The following is a 23245-nucleotide window of genomic DNA, read 5'->3' as shown; positions in this document are numbered from 1 at the left end:
CAAGGAGGCTGCCCCCTTCATCTCCACGCGAGGGCCCGAACTCAGCACACGACGCTAACCCCTCGCGGTCTGCATGGTCCGCCCATGCTGAATCGCACCTCCTCGGCCGACCTGAGTCGCACCCTTGAGGCCAAGTCCGTACGACGGCCGTGGAACTCTGCCCTGCACCCCCGGGACAGCAAAGGCAGGTTCATCGAGACTGGCGGTGTCGCCCGACTCTGGTCGGGCAAGCTCGCCCGCGTCATCCGCGCCCTGCCCCGCGACCGGGTCCTCGTCCAGGACCGCGCAGCCAACGGCACATACACCGGGCGCCGCCACAGCACCAGCGCCCGCTGGATCACCATGGTGGCGCGCCCCGACGGCAGCGCCCCCACCGCGAGCCAGCAGAAGGTCGAAGCCGAGGACGCCCGCCGCGAGGCCGATGACCGGCGCGGCCTGGGCCTGTCCCGCGACGACCACGGTGACCCGGATACCCAGGACGAGCCGCACGGCGTCGATGACGAGGGCAACGACATCGGTGACGACGACGGTGACGCGCCGGAAGACGACGACCGAGACGAGCCCGAGGACGGGCACCACGACGTCGACCCCGAGAGCCTGCCGAACCGTAAGGCCCGCAACGGCGCCCGTTTCAAGGACACCGCAGCGGTACGACGCCACTTCCTGAGCCTCGCCCAGCAGCCCGGCGCCAACGCGCCGGCACTGCGACGCCTGGCCGGAGACGAGGATCTGCAGATCACGCCATCCGGCGGCCTCGTCACCACGCGCGACGACGCCAACGGCCACTGGTACCTCACCTCTACCGGCACCGGCGGGTACCTCGACGTCGGCGACTTCTCCACCCGCGCAGAAGCTGAAGCAGCCGCCGACTACATCAACGAGCACGTCCGCAACGGCCACATCATGCCGGGCGAGTTCAACGAGCCGATCGACTTCTCCGACCCGAAGATCGCCGACAAGTTCCCGACCTGGCGCTCCACCAAGGGCGAAGACGCCGAACAGGCCATCCGGCGGGCAGTCAGGGACTTCCACGCCAGTCACCAGGGCAGCAACTCTCCGAAGGCTCCGGCGTCCAAGAAGCCGCGTGCTCAGGCCCGCGGCCGGTTCACGACGCTCCAGCAGGCCCGCACCAACTGGACCGAACGAGCCGAGGCCCTGCGCGCGACCGGCTCCGAGCAGGATCAACGCACTGCGCGCGACCTTGACACCCTCGCGAAGGAGCAGCGCCTCAAGCTCGTCGGCGACGGCCAGTTCGTCACCCGCCGGGAGGAAGGCGACTGGTACCTGCATGCCACCGGCACCGGCCAGCGGATGCCGTGGTGGTTCGACCGGCAGAGCGATGCCAAGGATTTCGCCGAGCACGTCATCGGCACCCTGAAGGACAAGGACGGCAACGCCCTCGACTTCTCCGACCCCAACTTTGCGGACGACCGCCGCTCTTGGCGTTCTGCGAAGGGCCGCGACTACGACCAGGAGTGGACGGCCGCTCGCGCCCTGTGGGACCAGCAGCACCCGCCGAAGCACAGCATCGCCACAGAACGCCTTGCCGAAACGCTGCGCCGCCGCCCCTTCGGCGACAACGAGGACCAGGACCCGAAGGCGAAGACGCCCACGGAGCCGACTCCAGAGGCCGAGAACTCCGATGAACCCGACATCCCGGAGTATGCGCGGGCGCAGCCCGGCGGGCCGAAGGGGACCCCGCCGGGTGATCAACCGGAACCGGCTCCCGACCCTGCTGCGGCCTCCCAGCAGGACGAGGCACCTGAGCCCGAGGCCGATGGTCGGCCGACTGGCGTACCCAAGGATGCCGAGCCCGTCGACGGCGTGCCCGGGTACTGGGCCACCTCCTGGAACCCGGGTCCGGTCACCGTGTACGGGCCGGACGGTACACAGATCGCCTCCGTTGCCGGCGGTTACAGCGACCGCCACGCCACAGTCGACGGCGTCTACGTGCCCATTGGCAGCAACGCGAACATCGCTGACCAGATCATCGCCCGCCACCACCTGGCCACCACCAACCCGGACCAGGCTGACCACGTTCACCTGGCCTGGACCACCCACAAGGGCAAGCGCATCCTCGCCGTGCGCGGCACCATCAAGAACGACGCTCGCGACGACCGGGCGGTGGGTGCCGCGGGCAAGCTGGCCTGGTCCCCGATCCAGAAGGCCCGTGTCACCGGCACTACGTGGAAGCGGGAGACCCGCGACCGTAAGGCCGCCGACATCCTCGCCGCGTTCATCCAGCAGGGCCGCAACGTCCGCGTCACCGACGAGGACCGCAACAGCGCCAGCACTCCGGATGCGGTCCAGCTCGACGAGGACGCAAAGAGGCTCCGGGCGATGGACGATGAGGTCCTTCGCGGGAAGCGCGACAACCTTGAGGTCCACGTACAGATCGCCAAGACTCCGGCCCGCAAGCAGCGTGCCCGCGCCGCCCTTCAGCAGGTCGAAGCAGAACTCGAACGCCGCCGCTTCAGCCAGGCGGAGAACACCCCCGATACGTCCGAAGCCCCCACAGCTAGCGCACAGGAACGCGCGGCCGCGCTGAGCGATACAGACCTCGCCGAGGCCATCAGCCGCTCCGAGCGGGACCGCGGCACCTACGGTCCCCGCCGGGGCGACCGGCTCAATGAGGACGAGCAGGCCCTGTACGCCGATCGGCGTCGCCGTACCACCGAACGCCTCAACCAGGGCCGGAACGCGCAGGACTTGAGCAAGGAAGACCTTGCCGCGCTCATCAAGGAACTGGAGGCCCAGGAGCGGGCCCACAAGCCTTCGGGGGCGATACACGCGGAGGAGGACCTTGCGCCCGAGCGGGACCTGTGGAACCAGGTAACCGAGCGACTAGCGGAAGCCGAGACCGAGCAGCAGACCCGCCGTCTCCGCGCCATCCAGGAGCGTCCGCCGGTCCAGGATCTCGACGACGACGCCTTGGAGAAGGAGTTCCTGAAGCTGCCCATCCGTCTGCGGCGGCTGGGTGCGGAGCAGAACGAAATCCTTTCCGCCCGCAGGCACGCGGTGTCCGAAGAGCGGCAGAACCGTAAAGCGGCTGTCTACCGCAACGGGCCCGATCCGGCCGGGCTCGACGACGACGATCTGAACAAGGCGTTCAAAGACCTCTACAAGAAGCGGAACCTCACCAGCGGCCGGGAGAAGGAGGCTCTACAGGAGCGTCTGAAGGCTCTCTTCGAGGAGCAGAACCGTCGCGGCGCCGAGGGCCGCGAGCAGAAGGTGAACCGGGCAGAGACCCAAGAGAACCCACTCACCAGCCCGTACGCCATCGACGTCCGGGTCGACGGCAACAGCTACGGCAAGGTCAGCTACCACGAGCACGACTCGCCGTACGCGGGCGGCCACAAGGCCGGGTGGAACGCGCAGCGGGAACGCCACGGCGGCATCATCGGGGCCTTCCCGAGCATGACCGAGGCTCTGGCCGCGGTCGTCGACAGCTACGACACCGATCCGGCGACCGAGCCCGTGCGCCTATACGGCTCCGTGCGCCGTGTGTGGGTACCGAAGATGTTCTACGAGCTGTACCGCGCCTCGCGCCGAGCCGACTCCTTCCCGACGGCGAGCAAGGAACGCCAGACCCTCTACGGCCTGTTTGCCGGCCACGGTTATGGCGGTTGGTCGGACAGCAGCAACCCGATCACGGGGAAGGTCGGCAAGGGCGCGAACATCGACGTGCCGGAGGGCTTGCTCTCCGAGTTCCAGCGGGTCACCGAGGAACTGTCCCGCAAGATGATGCTGCGGGCCAGCGACCGGGAGCTGGACTCGTCGGAGCGGTCGAAGGCCCGCACGCGGCTGGCCTCCATCAACGCTGCGCTGCACGGCATCGACGCGCAGCGCACCGCAGTACGCAAGGATGGCGGGGACGACGACCGCAAGGTCATCTCCCGCGAGGAGATCGAGGCGCAGCAGGCAGCCCTGCGCGCGGCTCTGGGAACGGACGAAGGGGCTGATGGTGAGCATCTACAGCCAGACAGCCAGGGACCACTGGGCGAAGTACCGTCCGCGGGAGCTGGCGGCGATGGACGACGCGCAGACGTTCTTCCTGAACAAGGGCAGGGAGATCGAGGCGGCGATTCTGGCGGCCGAGGAGGCGCTGGAGGAGACCGTGCCTTCGGCGGAGGAGTACGAGGCGAGAGCGGGTCAGATCAAGCAGATCAGAGCGGACGCGACCGCGATGGTTCTGCGGGATCTGCTGCCGGAGCCGGAGCCGGAGGTCGAGGAGGCGCCGACGCTGAGTCCGGAGATGCGGGACCTGATGGCGATGCAGGACGCGGTGTACGACATGTAGCACGCCGCTTCCGGCCGAACCCGGCTGATGCCGCCACCAAGGGCCCCCTCCAGCGTGCCGCCGCGAACGTCGAGGCGATCCGGGTACTGAAGCGGCTGGAGAAGGAGAACCGCCCGGCCACCGAGCGGGAGAAGGTCACCCTCGCCCGTTGGACCGGGTGGGGCTCGGTTCCGATCATGTTCGCGTCGGAGCCGAACGAGAAGGAGCCGCGCTACCAGCAGGGCGGCGCCCGGTTCGGTAAGTTCGCGCAGGACCACGCCCGTTGGGCGGAGTACCGCGACCTGCGCATCATGCTCTCCGATGAGCTGACGCCTCTGGAATGGCAGCAGGCCCGGCGCGGCACCCTTTCGATGCACTACACGCCGCAGCCCGTCGCGGAGGCGATGTGGGACGGCCTGAAGGCGTTCGGGTTCGAGCACGGTGACGTCCTTGAGGCGGGGTCCGGCGCCGGAACGTTCTTCGGGGTCGCTCCGGAGGAGGCCCAACTCACCGGCATTGAGCTGGACCCGACCACGGCGCGGATCGCGAAGGCGATCTACCCGGACGCCAACGTCCTCAACGAGAACTTCGCGGAGACCGACGCCGAGCCCGGCACCTTTGATGCCTCGATCGGCAACGTCCCGTTTGCGTCGGTGCCGTTCGGCGACAAGCGATACCCCGCGGAGTCCCTGCACAACGGGTTCATCACCAAGGAACTCGCGCTGACCCGGCCGGGCGGCATCACCCTGCTCATCACCTCCCGGCACACCCTCGACTCCAAGGGCGACAAGGCCCGCAAGCAGATCGCCAAGTACGGCGACCTGATCGGCGCCGTGCGCCTGCCGAGCGGGGTCTTCAACGACGCCGGCACCAGCGTCGTCACGGACGTTCTGGTGCTGCGACGCCGTGCCGACGGCGACGAGCCCGGTGACACGTCGTGGCTCAACGCTCCGGAGCGCAAGGTCGGTGGTACCTGGGAGCACGTCAACGCGTACTTCACCCAGCACCCGGAGCACGTTCTCGGCGAGCTGACGACCGAGTCGTCCCCGTACGGGCCGCGCCTGACCGTCAAGGGCGACCCGGTCAAGGCCGCCGACCAGCTCCGTGCCGCGCTCAAGGGCATCGCGGCCAAGGCGACGGCTGACGGCCGCGGCTATGAGCCGCACCCCGATGGCGACAACCGGCCGCCTGTGCTGTTGCAGACCGCTCGGGAGAAGCACGCCAACGACTGGACCGGCCGCCTCTACCAGGGCGATGACGGCAAGCTCTACCAGCACGTCAACGGCGGCAACCCCGTCGCAGTCGAGCCGTCCGACGGCCGCGGCGACCAGCTCCGCGCCCTCATGCAGTTGCGGGACGTGGCCGCCGAACTGCGGGCCCTGGACCGCAAGCAGGCGGAAGACGAGCGCGCCGAGAAGCTGCGCGCCCAGCTCCGTGACCTGCACACCTCGTACGTCGAGCAGTACGGGCCCCTGTCCAAGCCGGGCCAGTTCCGCAGCATGAAGACCGGCGCCCGCGAGGACGGCACGGAGGAGCGCACGCCGACCGCGTGGGGCTACTTCCGCTCGGACCCGGACGCCGGTTCGGTCCTTGCTCTGGAGCGGTGGGACGCGGACAAGCAGGAACCCATCCTCAGCCGCGTCTTCGAGGAGCGCGCCGCCGCGCGCCGACAGCCGCTCGACCGGACCGATGACCCGAAGACGGCGCTGTCCGCCGTCGTTGCGGCGACCGGCCTGGTGGACATCGGCGAGATCGCCCGTCTGCTGGACATGCCCCCGGCGGACGCCGTCCGGGCGCTGGGCAGCGAGGTCTTCACCGACCCGCGCACTGGCCGCCTTGATATGGCCGGTGCCTATCTGTCCGGCCCCGTCCGCGACAAGCTCGAAGCCGCGCGCCGTGCCGCCGAGAAGGACCCGGCGTTCGCCGTCAACGTTGCCGCGCTCGAAGCAGTGCAGCCGGTCGACCGCACCATCGGTGAGTTCACCCCGGAGATGGGCGCGCACTGGACGCCGCCCGAGCTGTTGCAGGGGTTCCTGCGCGAGTACCTGGGCGACAAGACGCTGCGCGTCGCCCATGACGACCGCTACGGCTGGATGCTCTACACCGGCCAGGTTCCCAAGGCCAACAACGTCCTGCACGGCGTCGCCGCCGACGAGGAGAAGGGGACCAAGGGGAAGACCGCGGTCGAGATCGCCCGCTCCATCCTCGGCCACGGCTCACTGACGATCTACCGCGACGACAAGCGCCGCGACGTCGACGAAGGAACGTCCCGCCTGGTCCGGCAGAAGGCCGACCAGATGCGGTCGGAGTTCGCGAAGTACGCGACGGCCAACGCCGACCGGCTCACGCGGCTGACCGACTCCTACAACAAGATCATGAACGGGCACGTCGTCCGTTCGTACGACGGCATGAGCCCGTCCCTGGACGGCTTCACCCCGGGCCGTACTCCGCATCCCTGGCAGCTCAGCGGCGCGGCCCGGATGCAGTTCGAGCGGAGCGTGATCCTCGCCCACGAGGTGGGGCTGGGCAAGACGTCCACGCTCGTCATGGGCACGCAGGCCCTCAAGGCGTCCCGACAGATCGAGAAGCCGTTCGCCGTCGTCCCCGACCACCTCGCGCAGCAGTGGTACGACGAGGCCCGGTTCCTGTACCCCAACGCCGAGATTCACCTGATCACCAGCGGTGACCTGGCCGAGGGGCGGCGGGACAGCACGCTGGAGTGGCTGCGCGCCAACAAGCCGGACTTGGTGATCTTCACCGAGCCCGCTTTCGGCTCGATCAAGATGTCGCCGGAGGCGCAGGAGGAGTACGAGTTCCGGGAGCTGGAGGCTCTGCGGGAACAGCTCGACCGGCAGTACGAGGACGCGGATAACCCGGATCACCCGTTCATCGTCGCCAAGATCGAGCAGCGCATCGCGACGGTTCAGAACAAGATCAGCAAGAACGCGGCGCCGATGCGCACGCCCGGCCAGACGTACTGGGACGACCTCGGCCTCGACTACGCCGTCATCGACGAGGCCCACCGGTACAAGGGCGTGGGCTTCCGCTCCCGGGAGGGCGGCGGTGACCCCGCGTCCATCCGCGGCATCGACCTGCACCAAAAGCTCTCCGATCTGCACCGTCGCCGCGGTGGCCGTGCCACGGTCACCCTGGCCACCGGCACCCCTTTGTCGAACTCGATCACCGAGCAGTTCACGATGCTCGCCCTGGCCGCCCCGTGGGTCCTGGACTCCTACAAGGCCGGTGCCCCGGACCTGTGGGCCGCGACCTTCGGCCGCAAGACGCTCCGCGTCGAGAACGCGCCCGACGGCTCCGGCCTGCGCATCGTCGAGCGGTTCGCCGAGTTCCACAACCGCCGTGCCATGAAGACGATGTGGGGCCTGGTCGCCGACACCAAGCGTGCCGATGACGTCGGCATTCCCCGTCCGAAGGTCAAGGGCGGCGGCCCCAACCTGGTCATGGTCGATCCGACCAAGGACCAGACGGCCCGGCTCAAGAAGCTCGTCGCCCGCGGGCGCGCGATCCACAACGGGGACGTCGACCGGTCCCAGGACAACATGCTCGCCGTCGCAGGCGAGGGCACGTCCGTCGCGCTGGACCCGCGGCTCGTCGACGCCAAGGCCCCGGCGGGCAACAAGCTGCGCGCCGTCGCCGCCAGGCACGTCGAGCGCTACCACCTGCACAAGGACCGCGTCTACAAGACGCACTACTCGCGCGACGGTACCGCCCCGGACCACCCCACCCCCGGCGCCCTTCAGATGATCTTCCTGAACGAGGGCGTGCCGGGCGGCAACAACCGCGGCAGCTTCGACGCCTACGCCGAACTCAAGCAGCTCATGGTCGCGGGCGGCATCCCTGCCGAGAAGATCGCATTCGTCCAAGACCACAAGAAGACGGGCAAGCCCGAGGAACTGGCCGAGCTGTTCCGTAAGGCTCGCGACGGCGAGATAGCCGTCCTCATCGGTTCGAGCAGCGTCGCCGGCACCGGCATGAACGCCCAGAACCGCATGGTGTCGCTGACACACGTCGACCTTGACTGGGGCGCCGCACAGATGGAGCAGCGCAACGGACGCATCCTGCGCTACGGCAACCAGAACCCCGAAGTCGAGATCGACATCTTCGCCACCAAGGGCAGCCTCGACGGCTGGAAGGCGGGCTTCGTCGCCTCCAAGGCAGAGGGCCTTGTCGACATCCAGCGCCCGGAGATGGCCGACAGCGACACCCGCGACACCGTCACAGAACTCGACGTCGACTACCCCGACTACGAGACGATGGAAGCCGAGATCGGCGGCAACCCTTACATGAGCCAGCTCATGAAGGCCCGCCGTCTCCTGCGAGACCTGGAGATCGACCAGCACAACGAGGCAGCCGAGCGCGTCCGCCGACAGGAGACGCTGGCCGACCTTCAGCAGGAACTCGCCGCCACCCGCGACGGCATCGCCCGCCGCGAGGAGTCCCTGCCCCGTATCCGTGACGTCCGCGGCGCCTTCGCCATGAGCCTCGGCGGGCTGCCGTACACCGAGCGCGCCGACGCCGCGGCGGCCCTGCACCGGCAGGTCACCACCCAGCTCTTGGAGCACGACCGCGACGGCATGAGCCCCTGGAAGGTCATGGGTCAGTTCGGCGGGCTGGACATCGGAGTGCGCACCGAGAAGCGCCCGGACGGAAAGCTCCTCGCACACGTCGGCTTCCCCGACCTGGCGCGCTCCGACTTCGAGCGGGGCCCAGACGACCTGAAGAAGAGGGGCGCCGGATCGGGCATGATCACCCGGCTCACCAACGCGCTGGAGAAGGCACCCGCCCTTCAGCAGGCCGACCGTACCCGGCTTCCCGAACTCGACGAGCAGATAGCGCTCTTGCAGTCGGCTCAGGCCGCCGCCGACTTCACCCCGCAGATCGAGCACGCGCGAGCACGCGCGAACCTCCTGGACGATGTGGTCGGGCGGATCGCTGACCTGGACAAGCTGCCGGAGATCGACGAAGACGAACTCGACAAGAAGCTGACCAAGGCCCAGCGGCGAGCAGTCGTTGAGGAACGACGCCAGGCCCGCGTTCCTCTCCAGGGCGCCGTAGACGCGGCGGTCCGCAAGCTCGACGACTTCGACCGCAGGTTCCCTCAGCCCGATCGCACCGAAAGCCCTGCGCCGCCGGAAGAGCCGGAGTCGCAGCAGGACGTGATTCGGTTCTCCACCGAGCAGGTCGCCCAGACCCTCGACCAGCTGCATCCCAAGGACGACAACAGCAACGCGCCGGGCACCGCCGCGGGCACAGGAGACAACGGCCATAGCAGCAGCATTCCGGCGACGGTCCCGGCATCCGGCGGTGAGAACCCGGAAGCCGCCACCGACCGGCCGCAGCCTGCCCGCAACGACGATGCACCGCAGCCGGACCGTCCGGCCAGCGGAGCCGACGAGACCGCGGACGCGCCCCAGACCGACGCCGACACCGGCAATACGGTCGCCCTTGACCGCGACGAGGTCACCCAGCAGCTCGACGCCATTCGCCCCGCAGGCACCAAGGCGCCGTCAGCCATGACCACTCAAGAAATCGCCGACGAGATCGTGGCCTTGATGGAGCGGGAGATGACGGACGGCGAGCTGAGCGGCGCCGACCGCACCCGCATGGTCGTACTGGAAGCAGAGAAGGACCGTCGTGCCGGGCGTACACCAAAGCCGGCACCGAAGAAGCCGGTGCGCACGGAGCCGGAAGGGGGCCTCTTCGACGTCGACGTGCCGAAGCCCCAGGGCCCCGTCGTCGCCGCCGATCCGAGCAATCCGCTCGACCAGCCCGACGATGCGTTTGGCACTCCGGACATGTTCGCTGCCCTTGAAGGACGCGACACCAGCCGACTGCGCCCCGCCCAGATACGCACTCCCGAGGAGCTGACGGAAGGCGACCGGTACACCGACGCGAACGGCCGCACGCACACGGTCGCTGAGCCGCCCCAGCGCACCGGTCGGGGCCGCATTCGCATCGTGACCAGCGACGGCGAGGAGCAGTTCCACGAGCCTGACGCCGAACTGCGGCTGCGGTACCCGGACGAGGAGATCACCGACGCCCGCAACGAGCAGTCGATGCCGAGCCGCCGCGACGATGACGCGGCACACGACCGTGAGGGGACCGCTGCGGCGGCTCCCCAAGAGGACGGCACCGACGATGACGCGGTCCCGCAGGTCGGGGCGCAGGACGACGAGCAGCCGAAGGACGACGGTGAGCAGGACCAGGCCGAAGCGGAGACGCACGACGACGAACAGTCGGAAGTCCAGGACGACGAGCAGCCTCGCCGTGACCGAGGTTCGGACGCAGACCCCAGCGGGCCGGACGGTGCCGCTGAAGGTGCCAGTGGTGGCCCCTCAGCACCGGACACCAGCGGCGGCCGGGAGGAGCGCGGCGCAGAAGGCCAGAGGCCGGGCGCCGAGGACGACCGAAAGCGACCTCCTCGCCGTGCGGGCCGCGGTCCTGACCGTGGCCCCGACGCCCCAGGGCCCGATTTGCCGCACCGACGCCGCGGCCCCGCCGACGGGCCGGTAGATGACAGCGAGGCGCCCGGCCGTATGCCGCCGCGTACCGTGGGCGACCTCCGAAAGGCATGGCAGCGTGGCGACGGGCTGACCGCTGAGGAGAAGACCCCCGAGCGGCGCGCCTTCCTGGCCCGCCTCGCCGACAACCCCACGCTCGCCCTCTCCTCCGGCGGCGGGTTGGTCACCTGGACCGACGACACCACTCCCGACGGAATGAGGCGCTGGCAGTTCGGGCAGGCCCGCAACGGCGGCCGCTTCGGCAACATCACGCTCGTCGCCAACAGCGCCGATGACGCACGCGACTTGGCCGACCTCTTCGAGATGACCCCCAATGCTGACGGGCAGCCGCTCGACTGGCAGCAGCCGCTCACCCGGGAGGTCATCGACCAGTGGCGCGACCGCGAGGGCCGCACGCTGCCCGAGGCACTGCGCGCGATGCGCGACCTGTTCCAGGACGGCAACGAGCCGGACAGCAGCACTCCGGACCGGGCATCTGCTGTGCTCCCGGAGGACCTGTCCCACCTGGACGACGACGATCTCGCCACCGCCTGGGGGCGGGGCCTCTCCGAAGCTGACCAGCAGCGTGTGGCCGCCGAGATGGACCGGCGTGACGACGCGGACCAGCGCGTGCGGGACACCATTCCCGCGACGTCGGCAGCAGACGCCGAGGACATTCAACGTCGCGGTGAGGCCATGGACGCCGCACTGGGCTTCGGTACTGCCGACGTCTCGCGGCGCCCGCAGACCCGCGAGGAGCGGTTGCAGAACGAGTTCCAGGAAGTCGACGAGGCCCGGTATGCCGCGGCGGTCGACGCCACCAACGGCTACTTCTTCAGCAAGACAAGCAGGCGTCTCCCGCCCATCAGCGAGCGTGATCTGTTCTCCGGCGGCAGCCTGTCCCGGTTCGGCCGGTGGCGGGACTACGCCAGCGAAGAACTGATCGAATGGTTCGACAACAACGGTGGGCGGCTCACCTACAACCAGTACCGGCAGCGCCGCCGCGCGGACGAGCGGATCGAGCGTCAGCGGTACGAGGAGGAGCAGCAGCTCGCCGCTGCCGCTACAGACGCCAGCAACCCGAGCGACGTGGACGCTCAGTCCAGTACACCGGGCAGCATCCGGTCCGAGCCGGATGAGCGCGACACAGCCGCTGATGTCGGTGAGACGGCGGCATCGGCAGCGCCGGATGGTGAGGGGGTGAGCAAGCCACGCTTCACCGACGTCGAAGAACTGCGGCAGCGTCTGCGGGAGGGCACGTTCGACGACCGAGGCGTGCAGAGCAACTTCTGGGCTCGGGAGAACGCTGACACGCTCGCAGCCAATCGCACCCTTCAGCTCACTCCGGGCGGACGTCTGGCTCTGGCCCGCTACAAGGACACCCGCGATGCGAACCGCTGGAACATCCTCGCTCCCGGCTCCATGATCTCCCTGTTCTCCTACCGCGATCGGGACGACGCACTGCGGATGGCGAACGTGCTCGAAAGCGTCCGTGACGCGGACGGCCACCCGTTCCCCTGGGATGCCGCGGATGCTCCCAGCCGAGCACAGACCTTCCGCGGGCGGAACGGCGACACCTTGGGTGTTGCCCTGGCGCGGGCCATCGCAGACGAGTACAGCGACGACCCGAACTGGAAGAACCACACCAAGTGGCTGGCCACTCGTGTCCTGGCCGACGAGGACTGGCTGGACCAGCACTACGACAAGTGGAGGCGCGGGCAAGAAGCGGCCGGATACACGATCCCCGCCTCGCCTCACGATCTGCAAGGTGGCGACGACATCTCCGCCATCGCCGGAATGCGTGGTGACCTCACCCCGAACTCCGCGCGCGTGACGGTGGCACCTCGCGGCACTGCCGACTACCTGACCCGCGGCTCGGTGGGAGGCGGTATCGACTTCCCCTTCGGCGTCCTTGGGGACTACGCCGTCGACCGTGGAAGCTCCACTCGCATCTACAACCCCGACGGTGACCAGATCGACGAAGTCCGCCAGAACTTCCAGGCGTTCGGGTTCATCGACGACCCACGGCGTCCCCGCGTCCTGCGCCGGCCGCGCCCGGACGAGGTCCAAGTCAGCGCTGGCCACTCGTCGGACGCGACACCGGTGCACGAGCCGGACGTCACCGCGACCCCGGTCTCCCTTCCGGATGCTCCCGCGAAGGAGCTGCCGCAGGGAGAGCCGGAGACGATCGGCGGTCACCCCGCGCACTGGGTCACCATCGACCAGTTGAACCCCGGTGACATGGCGCGCGTCGACGGCACGACCCACAGGGGCCGGGCGGTGACCCGCGCCGGATACGTCCTCAACGCTCCGGAGCGTGTGACGGTCACCAGGCGGGGCCGCACCGAGGACCTGTGGCGAACGACGATCGGCGAGAGCCCCGAAGGCCGCAGCGGCAGCCGCGGCACCGTCTACTCCCCGCTCAACGCCAGCGCCGCCCGCGCCGAGGCGCCGGAATCCGCCGTCCCCGGCGCCCCGGCAAGCGGCGCCCAGGGGGACGTCATCAACGGCGACCTGCCGGACATCATCGCTACCGACCGTCGTGGCCGCGGCCTCTTCCCTGGCAGTCACGTCACTGGCGGCGGTGACCGTGAAGGCACGGTCACTGGTGTCACCGACACCACGGTGGCCGTACGTTGGGCCGATGGCGACGCCGACTACGGTGTTGCTCCGTCGTCCCTCACGCTCAACGACACCACCGACCGGCGCCTTGCAGGCTGGACCTCCACCGGGCAGCGTGTCCGGACCGGCCACATCGTCTCCGACGAGCACGGTGCGCTCCTTGGCCCGGTCGACGAGATCGACGGCGACAGCATCACGGTCACCACCGCCGGGGGCACCATCACCCGAGGGGCCGCGGACCTTCGTGTCGTCGGCGAAGTCAGGGACACCGCCCCCGACCCTGCGCCCATCACGGGCATCAGCGAGCCGACTGCCGCCGAGATCGGCAAGGGCGACGTAGTCGTGCTCGACCTCGACGGCGCTCCAACTACCGTGGAGATCCAGGACACTGCCCGCGACGGGGACCGGGTCACCCTCGACTACGTCGACACCACCACGGGCGAACTCGGCACCATCGACATGGACGCCACAGCCGTCGTCCACAAGGCCGAAGGCCCGACCGGTGACGCCCCAGACCTCGGCCCAGACGATGCGCCGGCCGCCAACGACGAACTCACCGTGCACGAGCCGCTGCCCGCGCTCGACCCCGTCACCGGCCCGACGGTCGACCCTGACCTGACGCCTGCCGACCGCGATGCCATCAGCGATAACGGCAACAGCCCCGAGGACGCCCCGGACGCCCAGCAGGCCGCAGCCCGTATCGGAGCCGATCTGCCCGTCACGCCGGAACAGGCCACCGCCTTGGCGGCCCAGCTTCGGGCAAACGCGGACCCGGCAACCGCAGGGGGCCGTGCCGCGCTACGCGCAGCCGACCACCTCGACCGCGCCGTCGGCCGCACCGCGCCGGAAGAACTCGACCGCCCCCGGCCGTCCAACGCGGCACAGATCGGCGAAGGCGACATCGTCGCCATGCCCGATGAACGCCGTGGCGATGAGATCCACACGTACCGCGTCATCGACGTGGAGGAAGGCCCCGGCGGGGTACGCAGCCTGCTCCTGGAGGACGAGAACCGGCAGTGGAGGCGCCGCCTGGTCCACGCCGCCATGCCCGTGTGGCAGCTCCCCGAGCCTGCCCCGGACACCCGCGAGGGCAGCAGCGCCCCGGCGCCGGACGCGTCTGCCGCCCCGCGGGACCCCAATCGGCCGATCGCCGCGATGCGGCGCCAGATCGTCGACGACCACAGCCTCACGGTGGCCATGCTCATCATCGACGAGGCGGTTGCCGGGACCGAGCCGCACGGAGACGTCCACGCTCTGCGCGAGCAGATCGCGCAGCGTCTGACGCCCGACGCCCTGCAAGCCGCCAGGTCCAGCGCCCGTCAGGACGCGAATGCCGCCCTGGACGCGGCGGGCATCACCGGCCGCGACCGCGCCGCCGTACAGCAGGCCCTCCGCCACGCCCGCGACAAGGCGCACGAGCGGACTGTCCGGGCCGCGCTGCGCACGATCAACGACCTGGAACCGCTGCCTGGCGAGTCCGACGAGGACCTGGCGCAGCGCGCGGCTGGCCTGCTGCGGCTGATCCCGGGCCGGGACACCGCCGCCCCCTCACCGTCGCACCGCAGCGACGCTCCGGACGGCGGCGGCTCCACCGATGCCGCCGCCCACGTCGACGAGGCCGTGGCCGCACTGCTGCGGCAACTCGAAGAGGCCGGGGTCGACCCCGCCGACGCTGACGCGCTGGCCCGGCTTCTGGCGGCGCAGCTCGACGGAACGCGCGACGCCGCCGCACGGCGTATCGTCCGCCGCGCCGCCACCGCGTCCACGAGGACCGGCCAGCCCGGCTTCCTCGCGAACGTGATCGATCTGCTCTGGCGTATTGCTCGTCGTCTCATTGAGCTGGTGAAGGCCGCCGCTCGCAAGATCGCCGAATCGTGGCGGGAGAACCGCGACCGGCTCTCCCGCCTGAAGACGTTCCTGCACCGGTTGGTGGCTCGGGTACGCAACTGGCCGGAGTCCCGCCGCCTGGCGCGGCTGAACGCCGCCCTGGACCTTCCGGACGTGGACGGGGAATCGCTGGCCGCACGGGTCTCGCAGTGGGCGGGCCTGCTGCCCGACCGCGGCCGGTTCGGGCTGGCGCGTCGTCGTGTCTCCTGGTGGCGGCCGACGACATGGGCGCAGCTCGCTGCGGGCAGGCTCCCCGGCCGAGTCGGGGAAACCCGGTGGGTGCCAGATCGCGCCTCCGACGGGGGCCCCGGCACCACCGCGCTGCGGCACATGGCCGCGCTGCGAGCGGCGGGCGCAGACGTCGACCGTGCCGTGACTCGCCACCTGGCCGATGCGCTCGGCGACGACTTCGGTGGCGACCCGCACGGCGCCCTGCGGGACGCGGACGAGTACGTGGCCGACACCGAGCGGCGTCTGCTCAACCTCCAGGCAGCACGCGCCAGCACCGTCCTGGACTTGGGCATCGACGTGGAGATTGCCGCCGCCCGCCGGGAGGCCGCGGCTGCCCGCCGCACATGGGCAGACCTCCGGGCCCGGTACGCCGCCGCGGTGCCGGATGCTGTCGCCGCAGCATTGGCCGACGTCCGTGACCTCGGCCCGCAGGGAAGTGCGGGCATCGTGTTCGGCCCGGACACCACCTCTGATGCCGAACGGGCCGTACGCAACGTTCAGCGCCTCATTCCCAGGGACTGGCTGGCCACGCCGGAAGGGCGGCGGCTCACCGCGGTCACCGGTGATGCTGGCCGGTACGAGCCTGGGGCAGGCCGTGCCACGGTCGCTGACCTTGGTGACGCGGGAGTAGGCACGGCTGCACACGCCTTGGCCCAGCACCTCGCCACGCACCTGCCGGACCTTGACGCCGCGCAGCGCGCCTTCTGGTTCACGCGCACGCACACCGGCCGCCCCGGCGCCCGCACGCTCGACCGCACCGCTCTGGGACGTCTCCTGGCGCAGCAGCAGACGCAGACCGACACGGGTGACAGCCTCGCCCGGTCGCTGCAGGCCATGTTCACCGGTGAGTGGTACCTGGACGACGACATGCGCTCGTTCCTCCTCGGCCTGCTCGCCACCCGATGAAGGAGAAGAAAATGCCGCACACCGTCACCGGCCGGTTCGACGACGGCTCCGCCTACCAGGTGCAGGTCACTGGGGATACGGACCGGCCGGTGATCGGCTCCGCCCGCGCGGCCGCGCTCGTCGAGCTGCACGTCGACGAGTCGATCTTGCTGACACCGACAGGTCCGCTGCGCGTTGTAGCCGGGGACGCCGAGGAAACCGTACTCGCAGTCCTGAGTCGCTACACCAACGTCATCCCGATGGGGCAAGGAACAACTAGGCTGTAAGGAGTGGGTGACCGTCTGGAAGGGGGTGTGATGGGACAGCAGGAACCCGCGTCTCGTCTGAAGCGGGCCAAGAAGGCCAGGTGGATAGAAGTCGAGCTGAGCTCAGGCTACGTATCCCTCCTCGACCTGGCAGTGCCCGATGGCCAGAGCTATCTGAGCGAGCGACTCAGCGTCACCGCACCAAAGCCGATTGCTGGGCTTTGGGACCTCCTCTATGACCATGCAGAGGCTGATGCCCGGGCACGCTTCAAGACGGCTGCTGAGGAACTGCGGTACGCAGCGACCCTGGCCGAACGGCGCGCCGCCGTTTCGGAGTTCCTTGCAGCCCTCGCCCAACTCATCGTCTGTTCGCTGCGCTTCCTGGTCCGTGTGCTGCTGGCACTGCTGTCCCGGCTGCTCGGCCGAGAGACAGTCGACGAGACATTCACGTGGATGCCAGACCCGATCGATACAGCGCCCCAGATAACGCCTAGAGGCCCCAACCTTTCCTTCCCCGTGGCGAGTCACTGGGGCGGGTACCACCGCAGCACGCTGGGGAGCGTTCTACTGGCTGCATGAGTAACCCGCCGACCAAGCAAGGTCGGAAGGCACAGATCATGTTCTCCCTGATCGACACGGCTCCCTGGGGGGCTGTTTTCGCTGTCATCGTGCTCACCATCCTGCTCTTCGGAGCGCGCTTCCTCATCCGCGAGGTATGGCCGCAGAACAGCGCACACCGCAAGGCACTTCTTCAGGAGTGGCAGAAGGAAAGAGCCCGCCGCAGGCGCGAGCTGGACGGCGAGCAGCAGGAGTAACACAGGACGCCGAAGGCGCCGGCAACGATCAACTGCGGTACTGGGCCTGGGCGCGCCCGCTCGGTGAGGGGAGGGGGCGCGCCGACCGCTGGCACCTATACCCCACGGTTTGGGTGACCGCGAGAGCCTGCTGTGTACAGGAAGCATGGCAAGTGCAGCGAGACGCAAGCGGCTTCTTGCCGACATGCTCCGCTGGTGACCAGATACGGATTCGCCATCAAGGCACTCCCGAAAGGCGGCAAGCCTTTCGAAGACGAAGACGAAGATCAGGACCAGGACGCGGCAGACATAACCAGCTCCGGCGCCCCTCCGATTCCTAAGAAGCCGAACGAGGCTCCGGAGTCCGACGCAGAGGAGGACGCCTCGGACGATACGGCCGACGACGCGATGACCACACCGGGCCCCGCGGGTGAGGAGACGCCCACCGATGGCGCCGCGTCCCCGGAAGACGAGACAGCCGTCGGCGCGGTGCCCGGCTCAGAAGACGACGCCCGTCCATGGTCCGGCGACATGTACGACGAGGGCGACGAGACCGAGCCAGCCGCCGCGTTCGCCGCCTACAACGGCGGGGACGGGGAAGAGGCCTGGCTCGACCAGGCCCCGGACGGCACGCTGACGGGGTGGGTCCGCGATGCCACTGGTCAGGTGTGGCGATACACGGACCCGGACATCTGGGCCATCGACGTTGATGACGCCCAGATGACCCGCACCCACAGCCAGGGCAGCAGCGGCGGCGCCGACGGGACAATGGACGCTGAACGCGGCGGGCAAGATCCGCTGTTCCCGCCGAAACAGAATTAGGAGCCAGACCGGTGGAGCTGAACCGCCAGAGATACCTGGCGCTCCTCAACGAGGGCAAAACAGCGTTCGCGCAGGGGGACCCCTCCGACGCCTGCCCCTACGACCAGTACAGCGCCGACCAGGAGCAGCAGTTCGGCGCCCGCTACTGGACCAAGGGATGGATGGCGGCGCGCACGGCTGCCGAAGCCAGGAACCCCCAGGCAGAGATCAGTACAGGACAGTAGAGGGGCGAGCACGGCACGGTCCGCGGCGACCAACTGTCCACCGCCGGAGGTTCCTCGCCGTGCCACCCGCCCCCATGTCCCGAGCCCCTGCATCCCGTAAGGGCATCTGCCGGGCGATCTTCGCTGTCACGGGCGTTGTTGACGAAGTCGCGGACCTGATCGTCCCCGGCGCGTTCGGTCACACCCTTGCGACCAGACCCGTCAAGACCGTGTGGCACCACGAGTGGAAGCAGCCCATCGGTGTCGTTCTGGAGATCGCCGAGTGGCAGCCCGGCGACCCCCGGTTCGCCGACATCCCGAACTGGCCCACAGGAGCCGGGGCCCTCGTCGCGACCATCCAGTTCAACCTGCGCACGTCCCAGGGTCGCGACGTATATGAGCAGGTACGGCAGTGGCACGAGCACGGCGAAGCCCAGTTCTCCATCGGCTACCGCGTCCCTCCGGGCGCTGCCACAAAGCGCGCCGACGGCGTCCGCGTGATCCACAAGCTGGACTTGTACGAGGTCTCCCCGGTCCTCCACGGCGCACATCCCATGACGAGGTCCTTGGAAGTCAAGGCCGACTCGGTCGAGCTGGAGCACAAGACCACGGCGTCCAGCGGCCACATCGACGTCAAGGCCGCCGAACAACAGGCGGGCCGCGGCGTCATGGTCGCGCTGTATCTCCCCGCCAGCATCGCCGCAAGGATCGCCCACCGCGACGGCACCGCCGCGCGCGATCTGCACATCACCCTGGCCTACCTCGGCGAGACCGATCAGCTCCCTGGCCAGCCCGACGACCTTGCCGGCATCGTCGCCGCGGCCCTCAACGGCGCCGCCCCGCTCGCCGGGACGATCGGAGGCATCGGCCGCTTCCCCGACAGGGGCGACGGTGAGCCCGTGTTCGTCCCCGTCGACGTGCCCGGCCTCAGCGACCTCCGCACACGAGTCATCAACGCACTCGCCCTGTCCCCTTTGGCCGGGGCCCTGCGCACCGACCATGGGTTCACCCCGCACGTGACCCTCGGCTATGCGCTACCGACCGACACCCCGGTCGTGCCGCCGCTTCCCGTCGCCTTCGACACCGTGCATGTCGTGCGCGGCCCGGACGCCACCCCCATCCGCCTTACCGGACAGGCCGTCGGCGACATACCCGTCCAGGAGACCGGGCCGCAGCCGGGCGCGGGCATCGGGCCGCGGGCGCGCGTCGAAGCGAAGACCGCCCGCGCCGCTGTCCTCGAAGCCAAGGCGGCAGGCAGTGTCTACCGGCCCACCCACGCCGAGCACGACAGCGCCCGAGCCACCGTCCTCGAAGCCAAGTCCCGCATCACCCCAGGAGCCACCGTGCCGCTGATCCAGCCACTTCCCGCCTCGTACGAAGAGATCCGAGACCGGCTCGGCATCGCAGTCCGCCGCCTCCTCGTCACGGAGGACAATACCTGGACGTGCGTCGAAGCCACCTACCCTGACCGCGTCATCGTCTCCGTCCATCAGGACGACAGCGAACCGGTCAACTACGCCGTGCCTTACGACAAGACCGGCGACGAGATATCCCTTGGCGCCCCGCAGCCTGTCGAGCTGACCACCGTGGTCATCCCCGAGCAGGGCCCTGCCCGTACCGCCGACAACAGCGAGACCGCGCACAGTCGGATCGCGCAACCGACCATCCGCGCCCTCGCGGACGCCACCGCGCGCGTTCAGGCCGCCGACAGCGCACAGCAGCTCGAACCCGTGCGTGCCACCGTCGGTGAACTCCTTGCCGCGCTCTCCTCCAAGGGCTTGGACATCAGCCCCAGCGGCGAGGACGACCAGCAGTCGCCCGCGGCCGCGCCCTCCCTGATGGCCGGCAACGGCATCGACCTGTGGGACGACGACCCGTACGACGAGCCCCACGACCCCAGTCCCGCCGTCGCCGACGAACCGAGCGATGACGAGGACGAGGACGCTGTCCGCCTGGACGCCGACGAGGTCAAGTCGCAACTGGCGGCAATCCAGGGGTGACTGTCCTGTCCTAGTGCTGGTGGTGAACCGTCCGCTCAACCTGGCGAGCGGCCCCGTTGCTGGAGCGCGTACGTGCGTCCCTCCGTCAAGTGAGTCACGACGTATCGTTCCTGGGCACAGTGGGAGGCGGCGGCCTCGATGACGGTCGTCAGGTGCGTCTCTGCGAGCACGACGACACCGGTCTCCATGTACCAGCGGATCGTGTGGCCGACGAGCCTGGCCGATATGAGCCGGGCCGTGCGGTAGCGCCACCCGAAAGCGCTGACGGCGAGGAGATGGTCCGCGACTTCCTGGGGTGAGTGCGCCGGTGCGGCGGCGTCGTACCCCTCTCGCAGGCCAAGGCCGACTAGGACACCGGAGAGCGCCTGAGAGGGCCCTGGTATCCAGCCAGTCTCTGCGGCGAGTCTGTGTACGGCGGCATCGCATGCCGGGAGGTCCGGCGTGCCGTACGTACGGCTCGGGTCCCGGTACAACAGAACCTCAACCACTGGGTCGGCGGCCTCGCCGGGCAGCATCGCCGCCACCGGCCACGTGTGCGCCAGCGCGGTAAGCGCGTGCCGAACCTGTTCAAGGGGGGCAGCTGGCACCCGGAACGAACGCGTCCAGACCCCGTCTGCGGAAGCGACCTCGATGTAGGACATCAGTTGATTGTGCGGCGCGCGGACCATACCGAGGGGTGGTTCGCCACTATCACTGAGACCGGACAGTAACGACCGCGATCCAGCCCCGCCCACGCCTCGGAGCCCCTACCAGCCACCCTCGTGGTCACCGCCCAACCGAGAACAACAAAACAGCAGGTCAGAGCCGTGTGCTGCCGTCCTCCCGTCGCGTGAGGAACGGCAGCACGCGACGTTAACCACCCCCACTCTCTCAAATGCCCCGCGTTGTCGGGTCGTCCCGGTGCTGGCCGGGCGAGCGACGCACGTCAACCGCACCCCAGCACGTGGAGAGAGCACACCGTGAGCACCGCCGTCACCCCGGAGAGCAAGTCCTTCATCAAGAGCCTCCGGGCCCAGCTCGCTGAGAAGTCCGCTGAAGCAGAGCGGATCTCGCAGACTTTCAAAGTCGAGGACAACGGCGGTTTCGTCGTCTCCACCGAGCAGGCCAACGCCTTCAAGCAGGTCTCCGCTCAAGCCATGGAACTCAAGCAGCTCATCGCCAACGCCGAAGGCATGAGCGAGGTCAAGCAGTACCTCTCAGCACCCGACTCCATACCCGCCGCGGGCCAGCACTACGGCCAGAAGCCGCAGGGCGCCATGGAGGGCAAGAGTCTCGGTGACCTCTTCGTCGAGAGCGACGCCTACAAGAACGCTGCCCAGGCCGGGTTCCGCGACCGCCCGTACGTCCGTGCGGAGATGGAGGGCAAGAGCATCTTCAGCCTCTCCGCCGGAACCGTCACCCACCAGGCCCTCGGCTCCGCGCAGAACCTCGGTATCGCCGAGCGCGAGTACCGGAAGTTCCACATCCGCGACCTCTTCCCCAAGAGCAGCACCAAGCAGGCCGTGCTCTACGGGGCGCGCGAGACCGGCTGGACCAACAACGCCAAGCAGGTGAAGGAACGTTACGGCGCCGACGGCACCAGCCCGGCCACCGGAGCGGACACCGACACCTGGGGCCGGGCGCCGCGTTCGAAGCTCTCGCTCGTCCCGGTGATGTACCCGGTCAGCGAAATTGCCCACCTGCTCGACGCCCACAAGAACATTCTCAGCGACGAGCCGCGCCTCAAGACCTTCATCAACTCCAGGATGATCGAGGGCGTGAAGTACCAGGAGGACTGGGACCTCCTGCACTCCGTCGGTGACGGCCAGTCCCTCACCGGCATCTTCAACACCCCAGGAGTCCAGCAGTACCAGGGACTCAACACCGACCAGTACAGCGTCCAGATCCGGCGCAGCATCACCAAGGCCCTGCTCGCCGAATACGACCCGACCGGAATCGTGCTGAGCCCGACCATGTGGGAGCACGTCGAGGTCGAGGAGGACAAGACCGGAGCGTTCCGCGTCGCCCTCCAGATCGCCGTCGGCGCGACCAAGCGCGTCTGGCGCCTGGACGTCGTCGAGACGACCGCGATGGCAGACGACAACTTCCTCATCGGCGCCTTCGGCCTCGGCGCCCAGCTCCACGACCGGGAGTCCGTCTCCGTGACCGTCTCCTCCGAGAATGCGGACAACTTCGAGAAGGGCCTGATCACGTTCCGAGCTGATGAGCGCGTAGCCCTTGAGGTACCGCGACCCGAGAGCTTCGTCATCGGCACCTGGACCCAGCCCACCGGCTGACCTCGCTGAGGGAGGCATCGCCTCACCGGGCGGTGCCTCCCCTCCGCTGCTTCTGTACGCCCTGACACGGAGGAACACCGGTGACGGACAAGGAACTCGTCGGACTTGCTGCCGACCTAGACGCGCTGACCGAAGCCCCCGCAGCACGCAAGGGGCCGCCGTGCAGTGTCGGGGCCGTACTCACGTCGGTCGGCGAGGAGACTGCGGCGACCCTGCACCGAATCCTCAACACACCTGCGGTTTCCTCCACCGCCATTGCTGAAGTGCTCAGCCAGCATGGCCGTGCGGTCACCGCCTACACCGTGGCGCGTCACCGCCGCCGCGGTGAAGCCAACGGATGCCGGTGTGCGCGATGAGCCTCACGAACGACCTGGAGGCACTGCTCCAGCCCGCCCCCGTCGGGAAGTCGAAGCCGAGTGAGGTGCTGCGGGCCCCGGCGCCCGCGCCGCGCGGCTGGGAGGC

The 23245-nt window shown here is 69.2% G+C and carries 10 protein-coding genes; 9 read left to right on the top strand and 1 reads right to left on the bottom strand.

Annotated elements, in window-relative coordinates; translation table 11 throughout:
- The first annotated feature begins 84 nt into the window (after positions 1 to 84).
- The 7 genes from AC07DI_RS22650 to AC07DI_RS22620 all read left to right on the top strand — a co-directional run bounded on the left by AC07DI_RS22650 (position 85) and on the right by AC07DI_RS22620 (position 20507).
- Positions 85 to 16443 carry a hypothetical protein gene (locus tag AC07DI_RS22650; protein WP_478905835.1) on the top strand — a complete coding sequence of 5453 codons (16359 nt, stop codon included), beginning with the start codon at positions 85 to 87 and terminating at the stop codon, positions 16441 to 16443.
- 11 nt (positions 16444 to 16454) lie between these two features.
- Entirely contained in the window at positions 16455 to 16709 is a 255-nt protein-coding gene (locus tag AC07DI_RS22645; RefSeq protein ID WP_030777620.1) for a hypothetical protein, read from the top strand.
- A 3-nt stretch (positions 16710 to 16712) separates the two neighbouring features.
- A complete protein-coding gene (locus AC07DI_RS22640) occupies positions 16713 to 17267 on the top strand; it encodes a hypothetical protein (RefSeq protein WP_478905834.1) in 555 nt (184 codons plus the stop codon).
- Positions 17264 to 17503, top strand: coding sequence for a hypothetical protein (locus tag AC07DI_RS22635; RefSeq protein ID WP_158708820.1), 240 nt, complete (start codon positions 17264 to 17266; stop codon positions 17501 to 17503). The genes AC07DI_RS22640 and AC07DI_RS22635 overlap by 4 nt, the downstream gene beginning before the upstream one ends.
- 195 nt (positions 17504 to 17698) lie before the next feature.
- Positions 17699 to 18304, top strand: coding sequence for a hypothetical protein (locus tag AC07DI_RS22630; RefSeq protein WP_478905833.1), 606 nt, complete (start codon positions 17699 to 17701; stop codon positions 18302 to 18304).
- Between the two features lie 11 nt (positions 18305 to 18315).
- Entirely contained in the window at positions 18316 to 18528 is a 213-nt protein-coding gene (locus AC07DI_RS22625) for a hypothetical protein (protein ID WP_478905832.1), read from the top strand.
- Between the two features lie 74 nt (positions 18529 to 18602).
- Positions 18603 to 20507, top strand: coding sequence for a 2'-5' RNA ligase family protein (locus tag AC07DI_RS22620; RefSeq protein ID WP_478905831.1), 1905 nt, complete (start codon positions 18603 to 18605; stop codon positions 20505 to 20507).
- A 35-nt stretch (positions 20508 to 20542) separates the two neighbouring features.
- Here the strand turns inward: AC07DI_RS22620 and AC07DI_RS22615 are convergent, their stop codons facing one another.
- Positions 20543 to 21148, bottom strand: a complete 606-nt coding sequence (locus tag AC07DI_RS22615) for a hypothetical protein (RefSeq protein ID WP_478905830.1) — start codon at positions 21146 to 21148, stop codon at positions 20543 to 20545.
- Positions 21149 to 21466: 318 nt separating this feature from the next.
- Here AC07DI_RS22615 and AC07DI_RS22610 point away from each other — a divergent pair, with 318 nt between their 5' ends.
- Entirely contained in the window at positions 21467 to 22783 is a 1317-nt protein-coding gene (locus tag AC07DI_RS22610; protein ID WP_478905829.1) for a phage major capsid protein, read from the top strand.
- Positions 22784 to 22863: 80 nt separating this feature from the next.
- Positions 22864 to 23139, top strand: a complete 276-nt coding sequence (locus AC07DI_RS22605; RefSeq protein WP_478905828.1) for a hypothetical protein — start codon at positions 22864 to 22866, stop codon at positions 23137 to 23139.
- Positions 23140 to 23245: the final 106 nt, after the last annotated feature.

The sequence above is a fragment of the Streptomyces sp. NPDC044106 genome (assembly GCF_056433985.1).
This window is presented reverse-complemented; position numbering and strand designations above follow the sequence as displayed.